23 protein-coding genes and 1 tRNA gene are annotated in these 23,381 nt (G+C 63.7%); 14 read left to right on the top strand and 10 right to left on the bottom strand.

Going from position 1 to position 23,381, the window contains the following annotated elements; genetic code table 11:
* Positions 1 to 48: 48 nt before the first annotated feature.
* Positions 49 to 136, bottom strand: a tRNA-Ser gene (locus OIU19_RS03020).
* 124 nt (positions 137 to 260) lie between these two features.
* Here OIU19_RS03020 and OIU19_RS03015 point away from each other — a divergent pair.
* The 8 genes from OIU19_RS03015 (at position 261) to OIU19_RS02980 (ending at position 6,142) form a co-directional block, all read left to right on the top strand.
* Positions 261 to 932 carry a Bax inhibitor-1/YccA family protein gene (locus OIU19_RS03015; RefSeq protein WP_186555088.1) on the top strand — a complete coding sequence of 224 codons (672 nt, stop codon included), beginning with the start codon at positions 261 to 263 and terminating at the stop codon, positions 930 to 932.
* 231 nt (positions 933 to 1,163) lie between these two features.
* Positions 1,164 to 2,543 (top strand): nucleobase:cation symporter-2 family protein, encoded by a 1,380-nt coding sequence (locus OIU19_RS03010; protein ID WP_186555087.1) that lies wholly within the window; start codon positions 1,164 to 1,166, stop codon positions 2,541 to 2,543.
* A gap of 148 nt (positions 2,544 to 2,691) precedes the next feature.
* Positions 2,692 to 3,084 carry a sulfurtransferase complex subunit TusD gene (gene tusD / locus OIU19_RS03005; protein ID WP_264233205.1) on the top strand — a complete coding sequence of 131 codons (393 nt, stop codon included), beginning with the start codon at positions 2,692 to 2,694 and terminating at the stop codon, positions 3,082 to 3,084.
* Position 3,085: 1 nt separating this feature from the next.
* Positions 3,086 to 3,445, top strand: coding sequence for a sulfurtransferase complex subunit TusC (gene tusC / locus OIU19_RS03000; protein WP_186555085.1), 360 nt, complete (start codon positions 3,086 to 3,088; stop codon positions 3,443 to 3,445).
* The gene (tusB, locus tag OIU19_RS02995) at positions 3,445 to 3,741 is read left to right on the top strand and encodes a sulfurtransferase complex subunit TusB (RefSeq protein ID WP_264233203.1); all 297 of its coding nucleotides are present in this window, start codon (positions 3,445 to 3,447) and stop codon (positions 3,739 to 3,741) included. Before tusC ends, tusB begins: the two co-directional genes overlap by 1 nt.
* Positions 3,738 to 4,073, top strand: a complete 336-nt coding sequence (locus OIU19_RS02990; protein ID WP_264233201.1) for a TusE/DsrC/DsvC family sulfur relay protein — start codon at positions 3,738 to 3,740, stop codon at positions 4,071 to 4,073. The genes tusB and OIU19_RS02990 overlap by 4 nt, the downstream gene beginning before the upstream one ends.
* Positions 4,070 to 5,083: a glycosyl transferase family protein gene (locus tag OIU19_RS02985; RefSeq protein WP_264233199.1), complete on the top strand. Its 1,014-nt coding sequence runs from the start codon at positions 4,070 to 4,072 to the stop codon at positions 5,081 to 5,083. Before OIU19_RS02990 ends, OIU19_RS02985 begins: the two co-directional genes overlap by 4 nt.
* Positions 5,084 to 5,179: 96 nt before the next feature.
* Entirely contained in the window at positions 5,180 to 6,142 is a 963-nt protein-coding gene (locus tag OIU19_RS02980) for a glutathione S-transferase family protein (protein WP_264233198.1), read from the top strand.
* A gap of 65 nt (positions 6,143 to 6,207) precedes the next feature.
* Here OIU19_RS02980 and OIU19_RS02975 read toward each other — a convergent pair whose 3' ends face one another.
* Together OIU19_RS02975 and OIU19_RS02970 are read right to left on the bottom strand one after the other, a co-directional pair.
* A complete protein-coding gene (locus tag OIU19_RS02975) occupies positions 6,208 to 6,990 on the bottom strand; it encodes an SDR family NAD(P)-dependent oxidoreductase (protein WP_186555080.1) in 783 nt (260 codons plus the stop codon).
* Between the two features lie 88 nt (positions 6,991 to 7,078).
* On the bottom strand, positions 7,079 to 8,128 hold the full coding sequence (locus OIU19_RS02970) for a sigma-54-dependent Fis family transcriptional regulator (protein WP_264233196.1): 1,050 nt from the start codon (positions 8,126 to 8,128) through the stop codon (positions 7,079 to 7,081).
* Positions 8,129 to 8,289: 161 nt separating this feature from the next.
* Between OIU19_RS02970 and OIU19_RS02965 the strand changes: the two genes are divergently transcribed.
* Positions 8,290 to 9,213 (top strand): LysR family transcriptional regulator, encoded by a 924-nt coding sequence (locus OIU19_RS02965; RefSeq protein ID WP_264233194.1) that lies wholly within the window; start codon positions 8,290 to 8,292, stop codon positions 9,211 to 9,213.
* Positions 9,214 to 9,419: 206 nt separating this feature from the next.
* Here the strand turns inward: OIU19_RS02965 and OIU19_RS02960 are convergent, their stop codons facing one another.
* Genes OIU19_RS02960 through OIU19_RS02950 form a run of 3 tightly spaced genes read right to left on the bottom strand, consistent with a single transcriptional unit; the run spans position 9,420 to position 13,135 of the window.
* Complete coding sequence (locus tag OIU19_RS02960; RefSeq protein WP_264233193.1) at positions 9,420 to 10,211, bottom strand: SDR family NAD(P)-dependent oxidoreductase; 792 nt, start codon at positions 10,209 to 10,211, stop codon at positions 9,420 to 9,422.
* A gap of 12 nt (positions 10,212 to 10,223) precedes the next feature.
* Positions 10,224 to 12,104, bottom strand: coding sequence for a TRAP transporter large permease subunit (locus OIU19_RS02955; protein WP_264233191.1), 1,881 nt, complete (start codon positions 12,102 to 12,104; stop codon positions 10,224 to 10,226).
* A complete protein-coding gene (locus tag OIU19_RS02950) occupies positions 12,104 to 13,135 on the bottom strand; it encodes a TRAP transporter substrate-binding protein (protein WP_186557752.1) in 1,032 nt (343 codons plus the stop codon). The genes OIU19_RS02955 and OIU19_RS02950 overlap by 1 nt, the downstream gene beginning before the upstream one ends.
* Positions 13,136 to 13,525: 390 nt before the next feature.
* Here OIU19_RS02950 and OIU19_RS02945 point away from each other — a divergent pair, with 390 nt between their 5' ends.
* The 5 genes from OIU19_RS02945 (at position 13,526) to OIU19_RS02925 (ending at position 18,640) form a co-directional block, all read left to right on the top strand.
* Entirely contained in the window at positions 13,526 to 14,695 is a 1,170-nt protein-coding gene (locus OIU19_RS02945) for an acetyl-CoA acetyltransferase (protein WP_264233190.1), read from the top strand.
* Positions 14,692 to 16,275, top strand: a complete 1,584-nt coding sequence (locus tag OIU19_RS02940; RefSeq protein ID WP_264233189.1) for an acyl-CoA synthetase — start codon at positions 14,692 to 14,694, stop codon at positions 16,273 to 16,275. Before OIU19_RS02945 ends, OIU19_RS02940 begins: the two co-directional genes overlap by 4 nt.
* On the top strand, positions 16,272 to 16,823 hold the full coding sequence (locus tag OIU19_RS02935) for a hypothetical protein (protein ID WP_264233188.1): 552 nt from the start codon (positions 16,272 to 16,274) through the stop codon (positions 16,821 to 16,823). Before OIU19_RS02940 ends, OIU19_RS02935 begins: the two co-directional genes overlap by 4 nt.
* Positions 16,820 to 17,218 carry a PPC domain-containing DNA-binding protein gene (locus OIU19_RS02930; protein WP_264233187.1) on the top strand — a complete coding sequence of 133 codons (399 nt, stop codon included), beginning with the start codon at positions 16,820 to 16,822 and terminating at the stop codon, positions 17,216 to 17,218. Before OIU19_RS02935 ends, OIU19_RS02930 begins: the two co-directional genes overlap by 4 nt.
* A gap of 111 nt (positions 17,219 to 17,329) precedes the next feature.
* The gene (locus OIU19_RS02925) at positions 17,330 to 18,640 is read left to right on the top strand and encodes an OprD family porin (RefSeq protein ID WP_264233186.1); all 1,311 of its coding nucleotides are present in this window, start codon (positions 17,330 to 17,332) and stop codon (positions 18,638 to 18,640) included.
* Between the two features lie 336 nt (positions 18,641 to 18,976).
* Here the strand turns inward: OIU19_RS02925 and cysG are convergent, their stop codons facing one another.
* The 4 genes from cysG to OIU19_RS02905 are packed head-to-tail and all read right to left on the bottom strand — an operon-like array spanning position 18,977 to position 23,371.
* Entirely contained in the window at positions 18,977 to 20,368 is a 1,392-nt protein-coding gene (gene cysG, locus OIU19_RS02920) for a siroheme synthase CysG (protein WP_264233185.1), read from the bottom strand.
* Positions 20,369 to 21,649 (bottom strand): serine--tRNA ligase, encoded by a 1,281-nt coding sequence (gene serS / locus OIU19_RS02915; protein WP_264233184.1) that lies wholly within the window; start codon positions 21,647 to 21,649, stop codon positions 20,369 to 20,371.
* A gap of 25 nt (positions 21,650 to 21,674) precedes the next feature.
* A complete protein-coding gene (crcB, locus tag OIU19_RS02910) occupies positions 21,675 to 22,049 on the bottom strand; it encodes a fluoride efflux transporter CrcB (RefSeq protein ID WP_186557188.1) in 375 nt (124 codons plus the stop codon).
* A complete protein-coding gene (locus OIU19_RS02905) occupies positions 22,046 to 23,371 on the bottom strand; it encodes a replication-associated recombination protein A (RefSeq protein ID WP_264233182.1) in 1,326 nt (441 codons plus the stop codon). Before OIU19_RS02905 ends, crcB begins: the two co-directional genes overlap by 4 nt.
* Positions 23,372 to 23,381: the final 10 nt, after the last annotated feature.

Raw genomic sequence — 23,381 nt, 5'->3', positions numbered from 1 at the left:
CTATGTCCCAAAAACGCAAAAAGCCCTGAATAATCAGGGCTTTGAATATGGCGGAAGCGTAGAGATTCGAACTCTAGGATAGTTGCCCATCGACGGTTTTCAAGACCGTTGCCTTAAACCACTCGGCCACGCTTCCGGAACAGATTTGCGGCGCCATAATACCGTAATGTAACAAGCTGTCAAACTCTCTGTGTCGCGGCCTGCGGCGGCTCTGGTATGCTCACAGCATCCATAGGTTTCAACCCCACAGGAGTGTCGCCATGCGCGAACAGGATTATGCCGTACAACACGGCCAGCAGGTCGAGCAGCAGGAGGTCAGCAAGGTCCTGCGCAACACGTACAGCCTGCTGGCGCTCACCCTCGCCTTCAGCGGTGTGATGGCGTTCGTCGCGCAGCAGATGCGCGTCGGTTACCCGAACATCTTCGTGGTGCTGATCGGCTTCTACGGGCTGTTCTTCCTCACCGCCAAGCTGCGTGATTCGGTCTGGGGCCTGGTTTCCACCTTCGCCCTCACCGGTTTCATGGGCTTCATCCTTGGCCCGATCCTCAACCGTTACCTGGGCATGGCCGGTGGCGCTGAAGTGGTCAGCTCGGCATTTGCCATGACCGCGCTGGTGTTTGGTGGCCTGTCGGCCTACGTGCTGATCACCCGTAAGGACATGAGCTTCCTCAGCGGCTTCATCACCGCGGGCTTCTTCGTCCTGCTCGGCGCTGTGGTTGCCAGCTTCTTCTTCCAGATCAGCGGCCTGCAGTTGGCGATCAGCGCTGGCTTCGTGCTGTTCTCGTCGGTCTGCATTCTGTTCCAGACCAGCGCCATCATTCATGGCGGCGAGCGGAACTACATCATGGCGACCATCAGCCTGTATGTATCGATCTACAACCTGTTCATCAGCCTGCTGCAGCTGTTTGGCATCATGGGTCGTGATGACTGATCGATGGTGGTAATCGAGTAACGCAAAGCCCGCTTCGGCGGGCTTTTTTGTGCGCCCCAGAAGGTGTGTTGTATGCGCTGGCCTCATCGCGGGGCAAGCCCGCTCCCACCGGTTGAAACTGCGGGGGGCGAACACGAAATCGGCCAGTAAGCGACAAATGAGCCTGGGGCCTACCCCAATTGCCTAGCGCCCCGTAGAATGCGCTCCTTTTTTCTTCCGGGGCAGCTTCCCATGAGTTCCATCGAACACGGGCCCGGCGCGCCAGCGCCTGCCAATGAACTGGTCCTTGGCCTTGAGGACAAGCCGCGGCCGCTGATCGGCATGCTGGCTGCACTGCAGCATCTGCTGGCGATCATCGTGCCGATCGTGACCCCGGGCCTGCTGATCTGCCAGGCATTAGGCGTGTCGGCACGCGATACCAACCTGATCGTGTCGATGTCGCTGGTGATCTCGGGTATCGCCACCTTCGTCCAGTGCCGGCGCTTCGGCCCGTTTGGTGCGGGGCTGCTGATTGTGCAGGGCACCAGTTTCAACTTCGTCGGGCCATTGATTGCCGGTGGTGCGCTGATGGTCAAGCAAGGCACGCCGGTTGAAGGGGTAATGGCGGCGATCTTCGGCGTGGTAATCGCCGGTTCGTTCGTCGAGATGGGCGTGTCGCGCATCCTGCCGTTCGTCAAACGCCTGATCAGCCCGCTGGTGACCGGCATCGTCGTGCTGATGATAGGCCTGACCCTGATCAAGGTGGGCCTGATCAGCATGGGCGGTGGCTTCACGGCGATGGGCAATGGCACCTTCGCCAATGGCGAGAACCTGCTGCTGTCGGGCGTGGTGCTGGCGATTATCGTGGTGCTTAACCGCATTCCGGTAGTGTGGATGCGCAGTTGCGCCATCGTCATTGCCTTGGCAGTTGGCTATGCCCTGGCCGGCTATCTGGGCCGCCTGGACTTTACCGGTATGCACGAGGCTGCTGTGTTCCAGGTACCGATGCCGCTGCATTTCGGCCTGAGCTTCTCCTGGGCGCTGTTCATTCCGATGCTGGTGATCTACCTGGTAACTTCGCTGGAAGCCATTGGTGACGTCACTGCAACCAGCAAGGTGTCGCGCGAGCCGGTCGAAGGGCCACTGTGGATGCAGCGGATCAAGGGCGGTGTGCTGGTCAACGGCGCCAACTCGCTGCTGGCCGGGGTGTTCAATACCTTCCCCAGTTCGATCTTCGCCCAGAACAATGGGGTGATTCAGCTGACCGGTATCGCCAGCCGTCATATCGGCATCTGGATCGCAGCCATGTTGGTGTTGCTCGGCCTGTTCCCAAGCGTTGCCGGGGTAATCCAGGCAGTGCCTGAGCCAGTGCTGGGTGGCGCGGCGATGGTGATGTTCGGCGCCGTGGCGGCTTCGGGTATCAATATCTTGGCCAGCACCCGTCTGGATCGCCGTGCCCTGCTGATCATTGCCGTGTCCCTGGCGCTGGGCCTGGGCGTGGCGCAGGTGCCGGAGTTCCTTGCGCATATGCCCGCAGCGCTGCGTAACGTGCTCGAGTCGGGTGTGGCCACCGGCGGCATCTGCGCCCTGGTGCTGAACTGGTTCCTGCCAGAGAGCAAGGATCAGCACTAAGCGTCGACTGACCGTTAGCTATCGCGGGGCAAGCCCGCTCTCACGTTGCTCGTCCTGTTGGTAGGGTTGACGTGAGAGCGGGCTTGCCCCGCACTCTATCCGGGCTTTTTTGCTTTATCATGGCCGCATTACGTTGCAAGAGCCTCCCATGAAATTCGCCATTGCGGTTTTTTCCCCAGCCCATGCGCCCTCCTCGCGCCGCGCCCTGCGCTTCGCTGAGGCGGCGCTGGCCGGCGGGCATGAGATTGCCCGCTTGTTCTTCTATCAGGACGGGGTGCACAGCGCCTCGGCCAACGTCGTCGCACCCCAGGATGAACTGGACGTCGCCGCGCAGTGGCGCACTTTCATCAGCGAGCATCAGCTCGACGCTGTGGTGTGCATCGCCGCGGCCCTGCGCCGTGGCGTGCTGGACGAGAGCGAAGCCAACCGCTACCAGCGCCCCGCCGTGAACCTGCCAGCGCCGTGGGAGCTGTCGGGCCTTGGCCAGTTGCACGAGGCGGCGCAAATGGCCGACCGCCTGGTCTGTTTCGGAGGCGATTGAAATGGCCAAATCCTTATTGATCATCAGCCGTCAGGCACCGTGGAACGGCCCTTCTGCCCGCGAAGCCCTGGACATTGCCCTGGCCGGCGGCGCCTTCGACCTGCCGCTGGGCATGCTCTTTCTCGATGATGGCGTATTCCAGTTGGCCGAAGGTCAGCAACCGGCACAGGTGCAGCAGAAGAACCTTGCGGCCAACCTGCAGGCACTGCCGATGTTTGGCGTCGAAGCGCTGTTCGCCTGCGGTCATAGCCTGGCCGAGCGCGGCCTGGAAAGTGGCGAACTGGCGCTGCCGGTAGAAGTACTGGACGACGCGGCCCTGGCCGCACTGATTGCCCGATTCGACCAGGTGGTAACGCTCTGATGACGACCCTGCATGTAATTGCCCACTCACCGTTTGGCGACAACCGCCTGCAAAGCTGCCTGCGCTTGCTGGGTGCTGACGATGCGCTGCTGTTGTGCGGCGATGCGGTCTACGCCCTGCGTAACGGCACTGAGCCACAGCGGCTGTTGCAAGCGGCCAGCCTGGAGGCTCGGCTGTACGCGCTCGACGAAGACCTGCAGGCCCGCGGCATTGATAGCGCCTTGGCCAAAGCCGTGGACTACCCAGCCTTCGTTGCGCTGTCGCTCAAGTATGACAAGGTAAATAGCTGGTTATGAGCACCCTGACTGTCGGCGATCAGCAGATCGCATTGGACAAGGACGGCTTTCTGGTCGACCTGCACGACTGGTCCCCCGCCGTCGCCGAGGCTTTGGCTGCGCGCGAAGACATCGCCCTGAGCCAGGATCACTGGGAGATCCTCGAACTGCTGCGCCAGTTCTACCAGGAGTTCGAGCTGTCGCCAGCCACCCGCCCGCTGATCAAGTACACCGCACTCAAGCTGGGCGCGGAAAAAGGCAACAGCCCACACCTCAATCGCCTGTTCAACGGCACTCCCGCCAAACTCGCCGCCAAGCTGGCGGGCCTGCCCAAGCCGACCAATTGCATATGACCGAACTCTGCACCGAGCCGCGCCCGCTCACCCTGGAAACCCCAGCCGAACACCCCTTCGCCGAATTCGTGCGCATCCTAGGCAAAGGCAAGCGCGGCGCCCGCGGCCTTACCCGGGAAGAGGCCCGCGCGGCGATGGCGCTGCTGCTCGAAGGCAAGGTCGAGGATACCCAGCTGGGCGCCTTCCTCATGCTCTTGCGGCACAAGGAAGAAAGCGCCGAGGAGCTGGCCGGGTTCACCGAGGCGCTGCGCACGCACCTGCAAGCGCCGAACATCGCTGTCGATCTGGACTGGCCCAGCTACGCCGGCAAGAAGCGCCATCTACCCTGGTATTTGCTGGCGGCCAAGTGCCTGGCCGGCAATGGCGTGCGGATCATGCTGCATGGCGGTGGCGCCCACACCGCAGGCCGGATGTACACCGAGCAGTTGCTGACTCTGCTGGAAATTCCGCTGTGCCGCAGCTGGCAAGCGGTCTGCAACGCCCTCGATGAACAGCGCCTGGCCTTCTTCCCGTTGCAGGACTGGGCGCCCCAGCTGCAGCGGATGATCGATCTGCGCAACACCTTGGGCCTGCGTTCGCCGATTCACTCGCTGGCGCGGGTGCTCAATCCGCTGGCAGCGCGTTGCGGCCTGCAAAGCATTTTCCACCCTGGCTACCAGGCGGTGCACCGCGAGGCCAGCCGTTTGCTGGGCGACCACGCCGTGGTGATCAAAGGTGATGGCGGCGAGATCGAGATCAACCCGGACGTTGCCAGCCATCTGTACGGCACCAGCGGCGGCGAGAACTGGGACGAAGAGTGGCCGGCCATGAGCGCCCAGCGCCATGTCAAACCGGCCAGCCTGCAGCCTGAGCAACTGCTTGCGGTCTGGCGCCGCGAAGCGCAAGACAGCTACGGCGAAATGGCGGTGATCTCAACCATGGCCCTGGCCCTGCGCGGGCTTGGGCAAGATCGCGAGCAAGCTTTCAGCAATGCCCGTGTTTACTGGGCAGAGCGCAAAAATATCAATTAATTCGATAAGAACAGCGCAGTCTTTGCGCTATTTATTCGAACGATAAGCCCTAGACTGGGCTCCAACGACAAACAACTTTGTTCCGAGGAGCTCACCATGGGCCTTTTGATTGATGGCCGCTGGCATGACCAGTGGTACCAGACCAGCAAGGACGGCGCGTTCCAGCGCGAGAACGCACAACGGCGTAATCAGCTGCCCGCCCCCGAAGCCGGCCGCTATCACCTGTATGTGTCACTGGCCTGCCCGTGGGCACACCGCACCCTGATTTTCCGCGCGATCAAAGGCCTGGAGCCGCTGATTGACGTCTCGGTGGTCAGTTGGCTGATGGGCGAGCACGGCTGGACTTTCGATAAGCAAAATGGCTCCAGCGGCGATCAGCTCGACGGCCTCGACTACCTGCACCAGCGCTATACCCAGGATGACCCCAATTACACCGGCCGAGTGACCGTGCCTGTGCTGTGGGACAAGAAGGAAAAGCGCATCGTCAACAACGAGTCGGCCGAGATCATCCGCATTTTCAACAGTGCCTTCGATGAGCTGACCGGCAATCGTCTTGACCTGTACCCCGAAGCGCTGCGCCCAACCATTGAAGCGTTGAACGAGCGCATCTATCCGGCAGTGAACAACGGCGTGTACCGGGCAGGTTTCGCGACCACCCAAGAGGCCTATGAAGCGGCGTTCGACGAGGTGTTCAACGAACTGGACTACCTGGAAGCGCTGCTCAGCCGCCAGCGCTATCTGGCCGGTGAATACCTGACCGAGGCCGACGTGCGCCTGTTCACCACGCTGGTGCGTTTCGATGCCGTCTACCATGGCCACTTCAAGTGCAACCTGCGCCGGTTGAGCGACTACCCGAACCTGTCCAACTGGCTGCGTGAGCTGTATCAGTGGCCTGGAGTGGCAGGCACCGTGGATATGGAGCATATCCAGAAGCACTACTACATGAGCCACAAGACCATCAACCCCAATGGCATCGTGCCTAAAGGGCCGCTACAGGACTTCAGCCTGGCCCATGATCGTGAGCGCCTCACTGGCCACGGCATCTGGCAGGGCCGCTAAGGTAGACATCGATATGGAGGCGCGGGCTTGTCCCGCGCCTCCAACCTTCGCGCCCGTAGCATCGCTCAGTCGCGCATGAACCCGCCATCCACATCCATGATTTCGCCGGTGACAAAGCCTGCCTCCGCCGACGCCAAGAAGCACACCGCCGCAGCAATATCCCGTGGCGTCCCAGCACGCCCCAGCGGCATCTGCGCCAGCACCTGGGCCCGAGCCTGCGGCGCCAGCACGCTGGTCATCTCGGTATCAGTCAGTGCCGGCGACACCGCATTGACAGTAATGTCGAACGGCCCCGCCTCACGCGCCAGGCCCTTGGTCAGGGCGATCACCGCACCCTTGGCCGCCGCATAGCAACTGTTGCCCAACAACCCTCCCCCGCGCTTACCGGCCACCGAGGCGATATTGATGATCCGCCCGGCACGCCGATCCATCATTCCCGGCAGCACCGCCTTGACGCAAAAGAACACGCTATTGAGGTCAATGGCCATGACCCGATTCCACTCCGCCGTGGTCAGCTCCAGCAGCGGCGCGGTAGAAACGATTCCGGCGTTGTTGACCAGAATATCGACGCCACCGAACAGTCGCTCGACCTGCGTGACCATCGCCTGTACCTGCTGCTCCTCTGCCACATCCACCCCCACGCCAATAGCCTCGATCCCCTGTGCACGCAGCAGTTCGGCCGCACGCTCCGCGGCCTGTGGGTCAAGATCGGCCAAGGCGACCCGCGCCCCGCAGTGGCCAAGCGCGACGGCGATGGCGTGGCCAATCCCGCGGGCGGCGCCCGTCACTAATGCGGTGCGACCGGTCAGGGTGAAGTTCAAAGGGGCGTAAGCGGCAGCGGCATTCATTGTTGTTATTCCTTCATGAGGTCGAAGTCAGGCCCGCCCCCTGCACGGCAAGGGGCGTTGGATCTGTGCGATCAGTGGGTGATGCGGATCAGGCGTTGCGGCAGGCGCCCAGCGCCAACTGTTCCTTGAGCGGAGGGATATCCAGGCGCCGCAGCACCCGGTACAGCGATGGCCGGCAGATACCCAGCTCACGCGCCGCCGCCGACATGTTCCAGCGACAGGCTTGCAGCACTTCGAGCACATCGGCGCGCTCATCGCCTGCGTGCGTCGGGCGAAGCGGGCGAATCGGCGTGACATTCGGCATCAGCGCACGTACTGCGCCTGAGGCAGGCGGCAACTGGGCGAGGAAGTCCACCGGCAGATCGCCGCGCTGGATCCGCGCACCTTCCATCACCGCACAGGCATAGCGGATCACCGCGCGCATCTGGCGCAGGTTGCCGGGCCAGGCGTGGGTCAGCAGCAGCGACCAGACTTCAGCGCTGATCACCTGGCGCGGATCGCAACCGGGCAGTTCATGAGCAACCATGTTGCACAGCAACTCGCCGCGATCGGTGCGCTCGCGCAGCGGCGGTAGCTCCACCACGCCAGTGGCGATGCGATAGAACAAATCCTCGCGAAAACTGCCGTCGGCCACCCGCGCGGTCAGGTCCTGGTGGGTGGCGCAGACCAAGGCGAAATTCACCGGCAGGCTGCGTTCGGCGCCCAGCGGGGTCACTTCACGCTCGGCGATCACCCGCAGCAGACGGGTCTGCTGCTCGTAGGGCATATCGCCGATCTCATCGAGAAACAAGGTGCCGCCATCCGCCTGCTGGACCTTGCCCTTCTTGCCACCCGGCAACGCGCCGGAAAAGGCACCACGGCTGTAGCCGAACAGCTCGCTTTCGATCAGCGTCTCGGGGATCGAGGCACAGTTGAGCGCCACCAGTTGGGCGTTGCGCCGTTGACTGTGTGCATGCAGGGCACGGGCAAGAATCTCTTTGCCGGTGCCGGTTTCGCCCCGGATCAGCACGGCAATGCCACGCTCCATCAGGCGCAACGCGCGGCGAAAGGCCTGGCGCACCTGCGGGTCACTGTCATGGGCGATATCGGTTTCGGCGGTGGTGGCGTACGGCACAGCAGGGTCAGTCAGGGAATGCATCAGCGTCACCTTTTATTGTTCTATAGCTTGTGACTATGTCGGCGGGCGACGCTTGTGGCGCGGCCGGGGCCGAAGGGGTGTTGCCTGATCACATTAGGTAGGCGCACTTATATTTTCCAATACATAATCAAGCATCCATTGATACCTTTGCGAGCATCAACGTGATCGAACTGCGCCATTTGCATTACTTCCGCACCCTGGCCGAGACCTTGCATTTTGGCCGCGCTGCCGAGCGCCTGCACATCTCGCAGCCGCCGTTGTCGCGGCAGATCGCCCTGCTGGAAGAGGAACTGGGGGTGAAATTGTTCGATCGCTCGCGGCGCCGGGTCGAGCTGACCGAAGCCGGCCAGCGCTTCTACCTGGACACCGGCACGGTGTTCGCCGCCTTCGAGCAGGCCAAGCGCAATGCCCTGGCCGCTGCGCGCGGGGCGGCTGGCGAATTATCGGTGGGGTTCATGATGTCGACCGCCTACAGCATCACCCCGGCCATCACCCGCCGCTACGCAGCGCTGTACCCGCAGGTTAACCTCAAGTTGACCGAGACCTTGCCGCTGGACCTGGCCCAGGACATCAGCAGTGGCAACAAGGACGTGGCGATCATGTACCGGCCGCAGGATTGCAGTGGCCTGGAGACGGTGACCCTGTACCGCGAAGAAATGACCTTGGTGCTACCGCCTGGGCATCGTTTGATGGAACACGAGCTGATCGACCCGCAAGCGCTGGCCGGCGAGCCGTTCATCATCGTGCCCAGGCGGATTGCCCCGGCGCTGCACGACATGATCTTCAACTACTGCCTGCAGCACGGCGTGACGCCGAACATCGGCATGGAGATCAACATGCAGCAGACCATCGTCAACCTGGTGGGTGAAGGCTTAGGGGTCGCCATCGTGCCGCGCTCGATGCGCAACATGCGCCTGGCCACCACCAGCTTCAAGCCGTTGAAGCACGCGCCGGTGATCGAAGTGGTGGCAGTGTGGAAGGCCGATAACCACAACCCGTGCATTGCCACCTTTGTCGAGACGGCGTTGCAGGCGGGCGAGCAGGCAACGCGCGAGGATCTGGCGCAGCGGGGGTTGGAGGGTTGATTGCGAGGGTGTCGGTACTGGCCTCATCGCGGGGCAAGCCCGCTCCCACGCTACCCAGGTTCAGCCATCGTACCGGGGGGTGATTGCAGGGGTGGCGGCACTGGCCTCATCGCGGGGCAAGCCCGCTCCCACGCTCCCCGGGTTCAGCCATCGTACCGGGGGGCGTGGGAGCGGGCTTGCCCCGCGATGAGGCCGGCACTGCCGGATCAGATCTCCAGGATCCCCGAAGCCATGAAGCCACCATCCACCGGAATCACATGCCCGCTGATGTACGAAGCATCCTCAGAAGCCAGAAACGCCACCGCCCCCGCCATCTCCGCCGGCGTACCATAGCGGCGCAGTGGCACCGCCCGCGCATACGACTCACGCGTCGCCGCCGAATGCAGGGTCTGGGTCAGTGGCGTATCCACCGGCCCCGGTGCAATGCCGTTAACCGTGATGCCATGCTCAGCCAGTTCAATCGCCATCTGCCGGGTCAGGCCAATCACCGCTGCCTTCGACGTGCCATAAGCAGTACGTCCCATGCTCGCGCGCATGCCACTGATCGAAGCGACGTTGATGATCCGCCCCCAGCCCTGCTCGCGCATCAACTGCGCCGCCTGTTGGCTGCACAGCAAGGTGCCGGTCAGGTTGATGTTCATCAGCCGTTGCCAACCCTCAAGCTCGGTATCGAGAAACGCCTGGGTGCGGGCGACGCCAGCATTGTTGACCAGCACATCGCAGCGCCCATAGTGCTCGCGCAACTGGGCAAACAGTGCACTGATCGACTGCGCATCGCCCACATCGATGGCCATGGCCAGGGCCTCGATGCCCTGCACCCGCAGCCCGGCGACCATCTCCTCGGCGGCTGCCAGGTTGATATCGGCCACCACCACGCTGTGGCCGTCGTGGCCCAGGCGTTCGGCGATGGCCGCACCGATACCCATCGCAGCCCCCGTCACCAGCGCAACCCGGCCGTGGGCTGGCGCATACATCGTTGTTTTCGCAGCTTGGCTCATGACAGCCCTCTCTTAAAGGAAACCAATGGAAATCCACGGGAAGCAGGCCACCACCACCAGGGCCACCAGCAAGGCCCCCAGGTAACCCCAAACCCTGCGTATAACGTGATCGGACGAGGTCTTGCTGATTGCGCAGGCGGCATAGAAGCCGACCCCCAGAGGCGGTGCGAACAGGCCCACGCCCATCGCCAGGATCACCACCATGGCGTAATGCACCGGATGGATACCGAGCATTTCCGCCAACGGGAACATCAACGGGCCAAACAGCACGATCGCCGGGATGCCCTCGAGCACGCTGCCCAGAATCAGGAACACCAATATGGTGACGAACATGAAGCCAAAGGTGCCGCCAGGGATTTCCTCGATCAGCTCGACCAGCGAGGCAGAGAACCCGGACTGGGTCAGTGCCCAAGCCATGGCCGAGGCCATGCCGATGATCAGCAAAATCGCCCCCGATAGCGCCGCCGCTTCCAGCAGCATCGGGTACAGCCGGGCGAACTCGATGTGGCGCATGAACAGGTGCATGGCAAGGCCGACCAACACCACGTAGGCCACGCCGATGGTCGACACCTCAGTGGCGGTCGCGGCGCCTTCGAGCACCGCCACGCGGATCAGCAGCGGCAGCGCCAATGCGGGCAAGGCAATGAGGAAGGTCTTGGCCACCCGCGACAGCGGTGCGCGCTCGATCTTCGGTCCGTCTTCCTTGCGCGACCGCCACCAGCAGACCACCGCGATAGCGACCGTTGCGACCACCGCCGGCATCAAGCCGCCAATGAACAGCGCGGTGATCGATACGCTGCACACCGCGCCAATGGTGATCAGCACCAGGCTTGGCGGAATGGTCTCGGTCATCGCCCCGGTGGCCGACAGCAGCGCGGCCAGCTCCTCTGGCTTGGAGCCGCGCCGCTTCATCTCGGGGAACAAGGCCGGTGCCACCGCAGCCATGTCGGCGACCTTGGAGCCGGAAATCCCCGACACCAGGAACATCGCCCCCAACAGCACGTACTGAAGGCCCCCGCGCACATGGCCGAGCAGCGAGGCCATGAAGTCGATCAGCGTGCGGGCCATGCCCGACAGTTGCAGCACCACCCCCAGCAGGACGAACAGCGGCACCGCCAACAGCACCATGTGCGACATGCCCTCGTCCATGCGCCCGACCACGATCGACAGCGGCGCATGGGTGGCCAGGGCCAGGTAGGCCATGGTCGCCGTACCGAAGGCGAAGGCAATCGGGATACCGCCAAACACGCACGCCCCCAGCAGCACCAGGAAGAACACCACCAGGTTGTAGTTACCCATCGCCGCCAGCAATGGCTGGGCTAGCCACAACGCCGCCCCCACCACCGCCACCACCGCAAGCCCGGCCATGAACTGGCGCACTGTCGAATAGCGTGCCATGCGCGCTACCGCCGCCAACAGCATCAGTACCGCGCCCACCGGCAGTGCTGCCGCGCGCACCCCGTCAGGGATGCCCAAGGCAGGCGTGGTAATCCACATTTGCTCATGCGAATGCTGCATCGCCGGAGAAATGATCATCGCCACGAACAGGCAGACAATCAGCGCCGACAAGGTTTCACTGAAGCCGCGCCAGGCAGCCGGCAACTTGTTCACCACGGCCGACATGCGCATGTGTTCGCCACGGTCCAGCGCCAGCACCGCGCCGAACATCGACAGCCAGATGAACAGCGACGACGCCAGCTCGTCGGACCAGATCAACGGGCTGTGCAGCACATAGCGGGCGATCACCCCCGCCAGCAGCACCAGGGTCTCGATCACCATCAAGGTGACGGCGATGACCCCGACCACGCGCATGGTCCAGGTGTTCAGGCAGATCAGCACCCGGGCCGGCAGGCGCTGCGAAACGTTGGAGGCCGTGACCGCTGGCGCGCTCATCAGGCCAGTTTCCCGGAGAACTGCTCAAGAATGGCCCAGGCCTCGTCGCCGAACTTCTCGTGCCAGTCGGCGTAGTAATTGGCGCTGCGCAACTTGGCGCGGAACGGCTCGGCGGGCGAGTCGACCAGCTCCAGGCCCTTGCCTTTGAGGGTGTCGCGGGTAGTGCCTTCCAGTTTGGCCAGGTCATCGCGCTGGGCCAGCACCGCCGCCTCGATGTGCTTGCGCAGCACCGCTTGCAGCTCAGGCGGCAGCCGCCCGATGGAGGCGCTGTTGCCGAGCATCCAGAAACCGTCCCAGACATGGTTGGTCAGCGAGCAGTACTTCTGCACTTCATAGAGCTTGGCCGAGGACACCAGGGTCAGCGGGTTCTCCTGGCCCTCGACGATGCGCGTCTGCAGCGCCGAGTAGACTTCGGCGAAGTTGATGCTGGTCGGCGCTGCATCCAGGGCGCGGAAAATCGACATGATGATCGGGCTCGGTGGCACCCGTAGTTTCATCCCGCGCAGGTCATCGGGGCTGGCCACCGGCCGGGTGCTGGTGGTGGTGACGCGAAAACCGTTGTCCCACATCCGCTCATAGGCGAACAGCGTACCGGTCTTGGCGATCTCACCGCGCACGTGCTCGCCAAGGGCGCCGTCCATCGCGCTCCAGACTTGCTGGTAGTCCTTGAAGGCAAAACCCACCGCGCTGATCTGCACCGACGGCACCAGGGTGCCGAGGATCACCGGTGACAGCGAGAACAGGTCGACCGCGCCAGAGCGCACCTGGGCCAGGGTGTCGGTATCGCTGCCCAGCTGGCTGCTGGGGAACACCTGCACACTCAGCGCGCCGTTGGTTTCCTCCTTGATCGCCTTGGCCATTTCCCGGGCACGGATGTTCATCGGGTGGCTGATGGGCAGGTTGTTGGCAAACTTCAGCTTGAAGTCGGCGGCGCGGCTATTGCCGCTGTACAGGCCCATACCGGCGGCAGCGACAGCGGCCGATGCCAGTGAGGCCGTCTTGATGAAGGAACGGCGGGTGAAATCGCTCATGAAGCTCTCCTGACCTATTTGTTCTTATTGATCGAATTGCAGCGACGATGCAGGTGTTGTTAGCAATACGGGTGCCACTGCTCGCCAGCACCTCCGCGCAGCGCCGTGCAAAGACCGCTGAAGCTATTCAAGCCTATGTTTTAGCTAGCAAATAAAATTTCACCCGGCGGGTAGAGATAGTGTGATCGAGCTGGCATCCGCGGCGCTTGGGTGTAACAGGTGTCTCCTTGAACTGTCGCCTGCGCGGCCAAGGCGACACCTGTAGGCGGCTAAACGCTACCAATGGACACCCTGGACACGCGCCAAAGCCTCAGCGCAGACGCCTCGAAAAGACCTTGGCACCACCCTTGCTATCGACCTCGCACTCTCCATCAAGCGAGGACGCACCTCATGGATTCGCCTGTTATCAGCGGCTGGTACCACTCCGCCTTCGGCAAGTTTCCCGATATCGACCCCGAGCAGATGATGGCCGACGCCGCCATCGGCGCCCTCAGCCATGCCCGCCTGGATGCCGAGCAGATCGACTCGGTGCATGTCGGCCATTTCAATGCCGGCCTGATCTACCAAGACTTCCCTTCCGCACTGCTGGCCAACCACCTGCCGGCGCTGCGCTTCACCCCTTCGGTGCGGGTGGAAAACGCCTGTTCGACAGGCTCCGCGGCGATCCATTCGGCGTTGCAGGCGGTGCTCAGCGGGCAATCCCGGCATGCGCTGGTGGTGGGCTTTGAAAAGATGAACGGCCTGCCCACCGCCGAGGTCGGCAAGATCCTGCTCAAGTGCTGTTATGCCCGCGAGGAAGCGCAGATCGAAAATGGCTTTGCCGGCGTGTTCGGCAACATCGCCCAGGCCTACTTCCAGCGCTATGGCGACCAGTCCGATGCGCTGGCCATGATCGCCGCCAAGAACCACGCCAACGGCGCGCTCAACCCCTTCGCGCACATGCGCCGCGATGTCGGCTTCGACTTCTGCCGCACCCCCTCGGAGAAAAACCCATTTGTCGCCGGCCCGCTCAAGCGCAGTGACTGCTCGCTGATCACCGATGGCGCGGCCGCGCTGGTGATCAGCCGGGTCGACGCGCTGAACGGCCAGCAACACGCCGTGCGCTTTCGCGCAGCGGTCCAGGTCAATGACTACCTGCCGCTGTCGCGGCGCGACCCGACGGTTTTCGAAGGTGCAGCGCGGGCCTGGCAGCAGGCCCTGGCCCTCGCCGAGCTGACGCTGGCGGACCTGTCGCTGGTGGAAACCCACGACTGTTTCACCATCGCCGAACTGCTCGAATACGAGGCCATGGGCCTGGCCGAACGCGGCCAGGGCGCGCGGGTCATCGCCGAAGGCATCAGCCGCAAGGACGGCCGCCTGCCGATCAACCCCTCGGGCGGGCTCAAGTCCAAGGGCCATCCGATCGGCGCCAGTGGCGTCTCGATGCACGTGATGGCCGCCATGCAGCTGACGGGGCAGGCCGGCGACATGCAACTGCCTCGGGCTGACCGCGCCGGGGTGTTCAACATGGGCGGCGCGGCGGTCACCAATTACGTGAGCATCCTGGAGGCCGTGCAATGATCACCGGTATCGACAATGTGATGAACCTGGGCGAATTGCTTGCCCAGATCGCCCGCCGCTTGCCCGACGCGCCGGGCTTCATCCGCGCAGGGCAAAGCTACAGCTGGCGCCAATTGCTGACCCGGGTCGACAGCATTGCCGCGGCATTGCGCGCGCGCGGGCTGGGCAAGGGTGATCGTCTGCTGGTGCATTCGCGCAACAACCTGCAGTTGTTCGAGAGCGCCTGGGTGGCGTTTCGCCTAGGCATGGTCTGGGTGCCCACCAACGTGCGCATCACCCCGCCTGAGGCGGCCTACCTGGGCAGCTCAAGTGGCGCGGTGGCGATGCTCTACGACGAAGGCATGGCGCATTACGTCGACGCCGTACGCGCTGCCTCCCCTGCCCTGCAACAGGTCATCGCCATCGGCGCGCCACGTACAGGCGAGCTGAGCTATGACGCGCTGCTCGATGAGGGCGCTGCGCTGCAAGCGGATTTCCGCGCAGCGGAAGTGAGTTATCACGATCCGCTGTGGTTCTTCTATACCTCCGGCACCACCGGCCACCCCAAGGCCGGAGTGCTGACCCACGGGCAAATGGCCTTCGTGATCAACAACCATCTGGCCGACCTGATGCCTGGGCTGAACGCGCAATCGCGCTCGCTGGTGCTCGCACCGCTGTCGCACGGCGCTGGCATCCACGCGCTGATCAACGTCGCCCGCGGCGCCGCTTGCGTGCTGCCCGCCAGTGACCGGCTGGACTGTGACGAGGCCTGGCGCCTGGTCCAGGAGCACCGGATAGATAACCTGTTCACCGTGCCGACCATCGTCAAGATGCTCACCGAAGACCCGGCCGTCGAGCGCTACGACCACAGCAGCCTGCGCTATGTGATCTATGCCGGCGCACCGATGTACCGTGCCGATCAATGCCACGCCCTGCGCACCCTGGGCAAGGTGCTGGTGCAGTACTACGGCTTGGGCGAGGTCACCGGCAACATCACCGTGCTGCCTGCCGACTGCCACGACGCCGAGGACGGACCGCAGGCCAAAGTCGGCTCATGCGGCTACCCGCGCACCGGCATGCAGGTGGCGATCCTCGATGAGCATGGCAATCAACTGCCCACCGGCAGCGATGGCGAAATCTGCGTGCGCGGCCCGGCGGTGTTTGCTGGCTACTACAACAACCCCGAGGCCAACGCGGCGTGCTTTCGTTTTGGCTGGTTCCACACCGGCGACCTCGGCCACCTCGACGAGCAAGGCTACCTGTTCATCACCGGCCGCGCTTCGGACATGTACATCTCCGGCGGCTCCAACGTCTACCCACGGGAGATCGAAGAGGCCCTGCTCACCCATCCGGCGGTCAACGAAGTTGCTGTGCTCGGGCTACCTGACGAGAAATGGGGTGAATGTGGCTGTGCGGTGATCGTGGTCACAGCCGAGGTCAGCGACGAGCAGCTGCTGGCTCATTTGCAGCCGCGCCTGGCCCGCTACAAATGGCCCAAGCGCTTTGTCCGCTGGTCGCAAATGCCCAAGTCGGGCTACGGCAAGATCGTCAAGAAACAGATCCGCGCCCTGCTCGAAGCCAGCGAGGAGCCTGCCCTATGACCCCGCATTTCGAGCAGCGCGCCGGCGTGCGCGTGTTCATTCATGGCGGCGAGCCACAACAGCCGCGCCTGCTGGACTGCGAAATACCCGCCAGCGAGGAGTTGCGCGTGGTCCTGCCGCTGGCCTGCAATGTCGCTGAAGGCCTGCTCAAGGTGCTTGCGGGCCGTCGCTATGGCAGCGCAGTCGGGCGCATCCTGTGTGGCGGTGCGGCGCACCTGAGCTATCACCGCATGGTCACCACCCAAGACCAACAGCGGCCCTACGACTATGGCCAAGCGGTGGTCCTCGATGGCTACATCACCTTCGTCAGCGGCGCACTGACCGTCGGTCGCGACGCCGCTGGAGCACCGCTGCTGCACTGCCACGCGGGCTTTCTCGACCGCGATGGCCAGCAGCATGGCGGCCACCTGGTGCTCGACCGGCTGATTGTCGGCAGCGAACCGCTGGTGCTGCGCTTGTGCCTGTTCGATCAGGTCGCCTATCAGGTCCAGCCCGACGCTGAAACCCACTTCAACCTGCTCCATCCGGTGTTCCAGGAGGCGTCATGAACCTTGCAGCAACCCAGACTGAATCCCAGGTACAAAGCGGCCGCCTGGGCCGCTTGGTAGTGGCCCGGCTCAAGCCCAACGAAGACATCATCGACAGCGCCGAGGCGCTCTGTGCCAGCCACAGCATCAGCCTGGCGGTATTGCGCGGCGGGCTGGGCAGCCTGATCGACGCCGAGCTGCACTACCTGGGCCGCAGTGGCATGCAGGACATCCACGTGCCGGGGCCTGGAGTGGAGATTCTCAGCCTCAGCGGTGAGATCGCCCTGGGCGAAAGCCGCGTGCAAGCGGTGGTGGCCGACGCCGACGGCAATATCTTCGCCGGCAGGCTGCAACGTGGCCGCAACCTGTCGTTCATCACCATTGAGCTGACCTTGCAGGAATGGCTGCCTGATTGAGCCAGACCAAGCCCCCAGTTTCACCCGGGTGTGACCGCGCCCGGCCCACTTGCGCCTGTGTTTTGGGCGCCTCCCTGCATCAGGAAAACAACAATGACAAGAAAGCCCTTCATGCACCTTTCCCTGCTGACCGCCACCAGCGCCCTGCTGGTTCCCGCCGCCCAGGCGGACTTCATCGGCGACAGCAAGGCCACGCTGACGTTGCGCAACTACTACTTCAACAACGATTTCCGTGACCGCCCAGGCGCTGCCGGGCAGAGCAAGACCGCCGAATGGGCGCAAGGTTTTCTGCTCGACTACAAGTCTGGCTTCACCGACGGGACCGTCGGCTTTGGTGTCGATGCACTGGGCTTGCTGGGGGTACGCCTGGATGGCGGCGCGGGTAATCATCGCGGCAGCTCGATGATTCCGGACGACAGCGATGGCGGCGCTGTGGACGAATGGAGCCGGCTGGGGGTGACCGGCAAGCTGCGTTTCTCCAAGACTGAGGCGCGCTATGGCACCTTGCAGCCGAAGCTGCCGATCCTGGTGGCCAACGATGGCCGGGTATTACCACAGACCTTCGAAGGCGGGATGATCACCTCGCAAGAGCTCGATGGCCTGACGTTGACGGGCGGACGCCTTGAGCACACCACTGGGCGCGGCTCGACCAATCGCTCCGGGCTGGCGGTGGCCGGTGGCACCCAGCAGAGCAACCAATTCCTGTTTGCCGGCGCCGATTACCAGCTGACCAAGGCGCTCAAGCTGCAGTACTACGCCGCCCAGCTGGAAGACTACTACGTGCAGCACTTTGGCGGCCTGGTACATGTATGGGCACTGGCGGACAACCAATCGCTGACCACCGACCTGCGTTACTTCAAGACCGATGCCGATGGCCGCAACGACTCAGCGGCCGGCCGTGCCGATGGCTATCAGGTGAGCGGGCTGGCCGATACCCCGGGCAAAATCGACAACGATACCTGGAGCGCCATGTTCACCTATGCCCTGGGTGGGCACTCAGTGTTGCTTGGCCATCAACGGGTTTCCGACAGTGGCAACTTCGTCCAGCTCAACCAGGGCAATACCGGTGAGGGGGCGGCAGGGTCGAGCATCTACCTGTTCACCGACCGCCTGGTAACCAGCTTCACCCGTGCCGGTGAGCGCACCACGTTTGGCCAGTATGGCTACAACTTCGCCGCGCTCGGCGTACCGGGGCTGGTGGCTTCGGTGACGTATTTGAAGGGGACCAACATCCGCATGGCCGCAGGCGGCGATGAGAAAGAGTGGGAACGGGACATTGCCCTGGATTACGTGGTGCAAGGCGGGACATTCAAGGGGCTGGCGTTCAGCTGGCGCAATGGGATGCTGCGCAGTGGCGTGCCCAGCGAATGGAATCAGGACCAGAACCGGCTGATGGTGAGCTATTCGCTGCCGTTGTTCTGACCCCATAACATCACGTTGAAGCGGGCTTGCCCCGCGATAGCGCCAGGGCAGGTAACGATGTTGCTGGTTCTGAAGCTTTCGCGGGGCAAGCCCGCTCCCACGACGTTTCAGACCTGCTGCGAGCCTTCAAACCACGCCAGCTTCTCGCGCAACTGCACCACTTCGCCGACCATCACCCGGGTCGGCGCATGCACTTCATGACGCGCCACCCGCTCCGACAAATCTGCCTGACCCCATAAACACGTGGGAGCGGGCTTGCCCCGCGATAGCGCCAGATCAGGCAACGATGTCGCTGGTTCTGAAGCTATCGCGGGGCAAGCCCGCTCCCACGATGTTTCAGACCTGCTGCGAGCCTTCAAACCACGCTAGCTTCTCGCGCAACTGCACCACTTCGCCAACAATCACCAGGGTCGGCGCATGCACTTCGTGACGCGCCACCAGCTCTGGCAAATCTGCCAGGGTGCCGGTGAACACCCGCTGATTGCGCGTGGTGCCCTGCTGGATCAACGCCGCGGGGGTGCTGGCAGCGCGGCCATGGCGGATCAGTTCGGCGCAAATGGTCGGCAGGCCAACCAAGCCCATGTAGAACACCAGGGTCTGCGCCGGCGCCACCAGGTCATCCCACGGCAGGTTGCTGGTGCCATCCTTCAGGTGCCCGGTGACGAAGCGCACCGACTGGGCATAGTCGCGGTGAGTCAGTGGAATTCCGCCATAGGCAGAGCATCCACTGGCCGCGGTAATTCCCGGCACCACCTGGAACGGGATGCCCTGCTCGGCCAGCTCTTCGATCTCTTCGCCACCGCGGCCAAAGATGAATGGATCACCGCCTTTCAAGCGCAAGACACGCTTGCCCTGCTTGGCCAGGTCGACCAGCAGCTGGTTGATCTTTTCCTGCGGCACAGCATGATCGGCGCGGCGCTTGCCGACATAGATGCGCTCGGCGTCACGCCGGCACATCTCGATGATCGCCGGTGCCACCAAACGGTCGTACAACACCACGTCCGCCTGCTGCATCAGGCGCAAGGCGCGAAAGGTCAGCAGGTCCGGATCACCCGGGCCGGCGCCGACCAGATACACCTCACCGCCCTGCTGCACCGGCGCGCCATCGACCATCGCCTGCAACAGGCGCTCAGCTTCGGCGCCCTGCCCGGCCAATTGGCGCTCGGCAATCGGCCCCTGAAAAACCGTCTCCCAGAAGCCGCGACGCTGATTGACGTCCGGGTACAGCGACTTGACCTTGTGCCGAAAACGCGCGGCCAAACCGGCCAACTCGCCATACGCCGAAGGAATCCAGGCTTCCAGCTTAGCCCGGATCAAGCGGGCCAGCACCGGCGCATCGCCGCCGCTGGACACTGCCACCACCAGGGGCGAACGGTCGACGATTGCGGGGAAGATCACCGTACACAAGGCCGGTGCATCCACCACATTGACAGGCAGGCTGCGGGCCTGGGCCTCAGCCGAAACCTGAGCATTGAGCGCAGGGTCGTCGGTGGCGGCGATCACCAGCCGGCAACCGTCCAGGTCGGCGACCTGATAGCCACGCACACGGACGTCACCGCCACCCTCGCGGGCCAAGGCGGCAAGCTCAGCGTCGACTTCAGGCGCGACCACCCGCAACGCGGCGCCGGCATCGGCCAGCAGGCGCGCTTTGCGCAAGGCAATCTCGCCACCGCCGACGACCAGCACGCGGCCGCCCTGCAGCTTGTGGAACAGCGGCAGGTAATCCATTTAGCCGATGACCTCGACGCCACCCATGTACGGCTTGAGCACCTCCGGTACGCGGATCGAACCGTCGGCCTGCTGGTAGTTCTCCAGCACCGCCACCAGCGTCCGGCCGACTGCCAGGCCCGAGCCATTCAAGGTGTGCACCAGCTCCGGCTTGCCGGTTTCCGGGTTACGCCAGCGCGCTTGCATCCGGCGCGCCTGGAAGTCGCCGCAGTTGGAGCAGGAGCTGATCTCGCGGTACTTGTCCTGGCTCGGCACCCACACTTCCAGATCGTAGGTTTTCACAGCGCTGAAGCCCATATCGCCGGTGCACAGGGCCAACACGCGGTAGGGCAGTTCCAGCAACTGCAGGACCCGCTCGGCGTTGGCGGTCAGGCCTTCCAGGGCTTGCATGGACTTGGACGGCTCGACGATCTGCACCATCTCGACCTTGTCGAACTGATGCTGGCGGATCATGCCGCGGGTATCACGGCCCGAAGCGCCGGCTTCGCTACGGAAGCAAGGGGTGTGGGCAACCAGCTTGAGCGGCAGCTGCTTGGCGTCGATGATCTCGCCAGCCACCAGGTTGGTCAGCGACACTTCGGCGGTCGGGATCAGATAGAAATCGGCTTCGCCTTCGCGGCTGATCTTGAACAGGTCTTCCTCGAACTTGGGCAGCTGGCCGGTACCTTGCAGGGCCGGGGCCTGGACCAAATACGGGGTGTAGTGTTCCTGGTAACCGTGTTCGCCGGTGTGCAGGTTGATCATGAACTGCGCCAGGGCGCGGTGCAGGCGCGCGATCGGACCGCGCAGCACGGCAAAGCGCGCACCCGAGAGCTTGGCTGCCGCTTCGAAGTCCAGGCCGCCGCTGATCTCGCCCAGGGCGACGTGGTCCTTGATCTCGAAATCGAACGCCTTCGGCGTGCCCCAACGGCGCACTTCGACGTTGTCGTCTTCGCTGGCACCGACCGGCACGGTGGCGTCCGGCAGGTTGGGGATGGTCAGCAGGATGCCGTCCAGCTCGGCCTGGATGGCGTCCAGCTCGCTCTTGCCCTCGGTCAGCTCGTTGGCCATGCGCTCAACGTCTGCCATCAGCGGGGCGATGTCTTCTCCCTTGGCCTTGGCCTGGCCGATGGACTTGGAACGGGCGTTACGCTCGGCTTGCAGCTGCTCGGTGCGGGTCTGCACGGCCTTGCGGCGTTCTTCCAGTGATTCGATGCGCGCGACATCCAGGCTGAAGCCACGGGAGGCAAGGCGGTCCGCCACTTCCTGAAGTTGGCCGCGTAACAGTTTGGCATCGAGCATATCGTTCTCTCGTTATGTGTGTGGTTCAGAATTTGGTTAAAGACAGGCCGGCCCAGGTCGCGAGCAGCCCGCCAAACACGCTAATACCGGTATAGCCCAGGGCGAGCGGTATCTGCCCGTTTTCCAACAAGCGCACGGTATCCAGCGAAAAAGAAGAAAAGGTCGTCAGGCCGCCGAGAAAGCCGACGATCAGCCCGGCACGCAGCTCGACCGGCACCAGCGGCTTGTGCAGAAACAGGCCGTAGAGCAGGCCGATCAGCAGGCAGCCAATCAGGTTGACCGCCAGCGTACCGAGATAGAAGTGCCGTGGCCAGTTGGCGCTGACCCAGTTGCTGGTGGCAAAGCGCAGCAGCGTACCGGCCACGCCGCCCGCGCTGACGGCGGCAATCAGAGCGATCATGGTTTTCTCCGCTGACGGGGGCTAAGGCGGTCGAGCTCGGCCAGGTGGCGCAGTTTCTCGCCGATTTTCAACTCCAGGCCACGTGGCACCGGCTGATAATAGGCGCGCGGTTCAAGGGCTTCGGGGAAATAGTCTTCGCCTGCGGCGTAGGCGTCCGGCTCATCGTGGGCGTAACGGTATTCTTCGCCATAGCCTAGCTGCTTCATCAGCTTGGTCGGGGCGTTGCGCAGGTGCAGCGGCACTTCCAGCGAACCGTGCTCGGCCGCCTCGCGCAGGGCAGTCTTGAAGCCGACGTAGACTGCGTTGCTCTTCGGCGCACAGGCAATGTAGGTGATGGCCTGGGCCACTGCCAATTCGCCCTCGGGGCTGCCCAGGCGCTCTTGCACATCCCACGCAGCCAGGCACAGGCTCAGCGCGCGCGGGTCGGCGTTGCCGATGTCTTCGCTGGCCATGCGCACCACGCGGCGGGCGATGTACAGCGGATCGCAGCCGCCGTCGAGCATGCGCGCGAACCAATACAGCGCGCCGTCGGGGTTGGAGCCGCGGACCGACTTGTGCAGCGCCGAAATCTGGTCGTAGAACGCCTCGCCACCTTTGTCGAAACGCCGCCGGCTGTCACCGAGCAAGCTTTGCAACAACTCGACGCCGATCTCGCCCCCGTCTTCGGCCAGGTCAGAGGCGTTCTCGAGGAAGTTGAGCATGCGCCGGCCATCGCCATCGGCGGCGGCCATAAGCATCTTGAAGGCCTCATCGCCCACCGTCAGCTGGCGTTTGCCCAGCCCACGCTCTTCGCTCAAGGCGCGGTCTACCAGCTTGCGCAGCGCTTGTTCATCGAGGCTCTTGAGCACATACACCCGCGCCCGCGAAAGCAACGCATTGTTCAGTTCGAACGACGGGTTCTCGGTGGTGGCGCCAATGAAGATCAGCGTGCCATCTTCGACGAACGGCAGGAACGCATCCTGCTGGGACTTGTTGAAGCGGTGCACTTCATCGACGAACAAAATGGTCCGCCGGCCGTACTGGGCGGCCTGCTGCTTGGCCACCTCGACCGCCTGGCGAATCTCCTTGACCCCAGCCAGCACCGCCGAGACGGTCTCGAAGTGGGCGTCACAGAACTGCGCCAGCAGCCGCGCCAGGGTGGTCTTGCCCACCCCAGGCGGCCCCCAGAAGATCATCGAGTGCAGCGCCCCCTGCTCCAGCGCCTCACGCAGCGGCTTGCCGCGGGCCAGCAGGTGCTCCTGGCCGACGTACTCGTCCAGGTTGGACGGACGCAGACGAGCGGCCAGGGGCTGGGCGACGGGTTCGCTTCGAAACAGGTCCATGACGCTCTCT

The organism is Pseudomonas sp. BT-42-2 (assembly GCF_025847435.2).
Lineage (GTDB): Bacteria > Pseudomonadota > Gammaproteobacteria > Pseudomonadales > Pseudomonadaceae > Aquipseudomonas > Aquipseudomonas urmiensis.
Note: the sequence above shows the minus strand (reverse complement) of the source record. Positions and strands in the feature narration are given on the sequence as shown.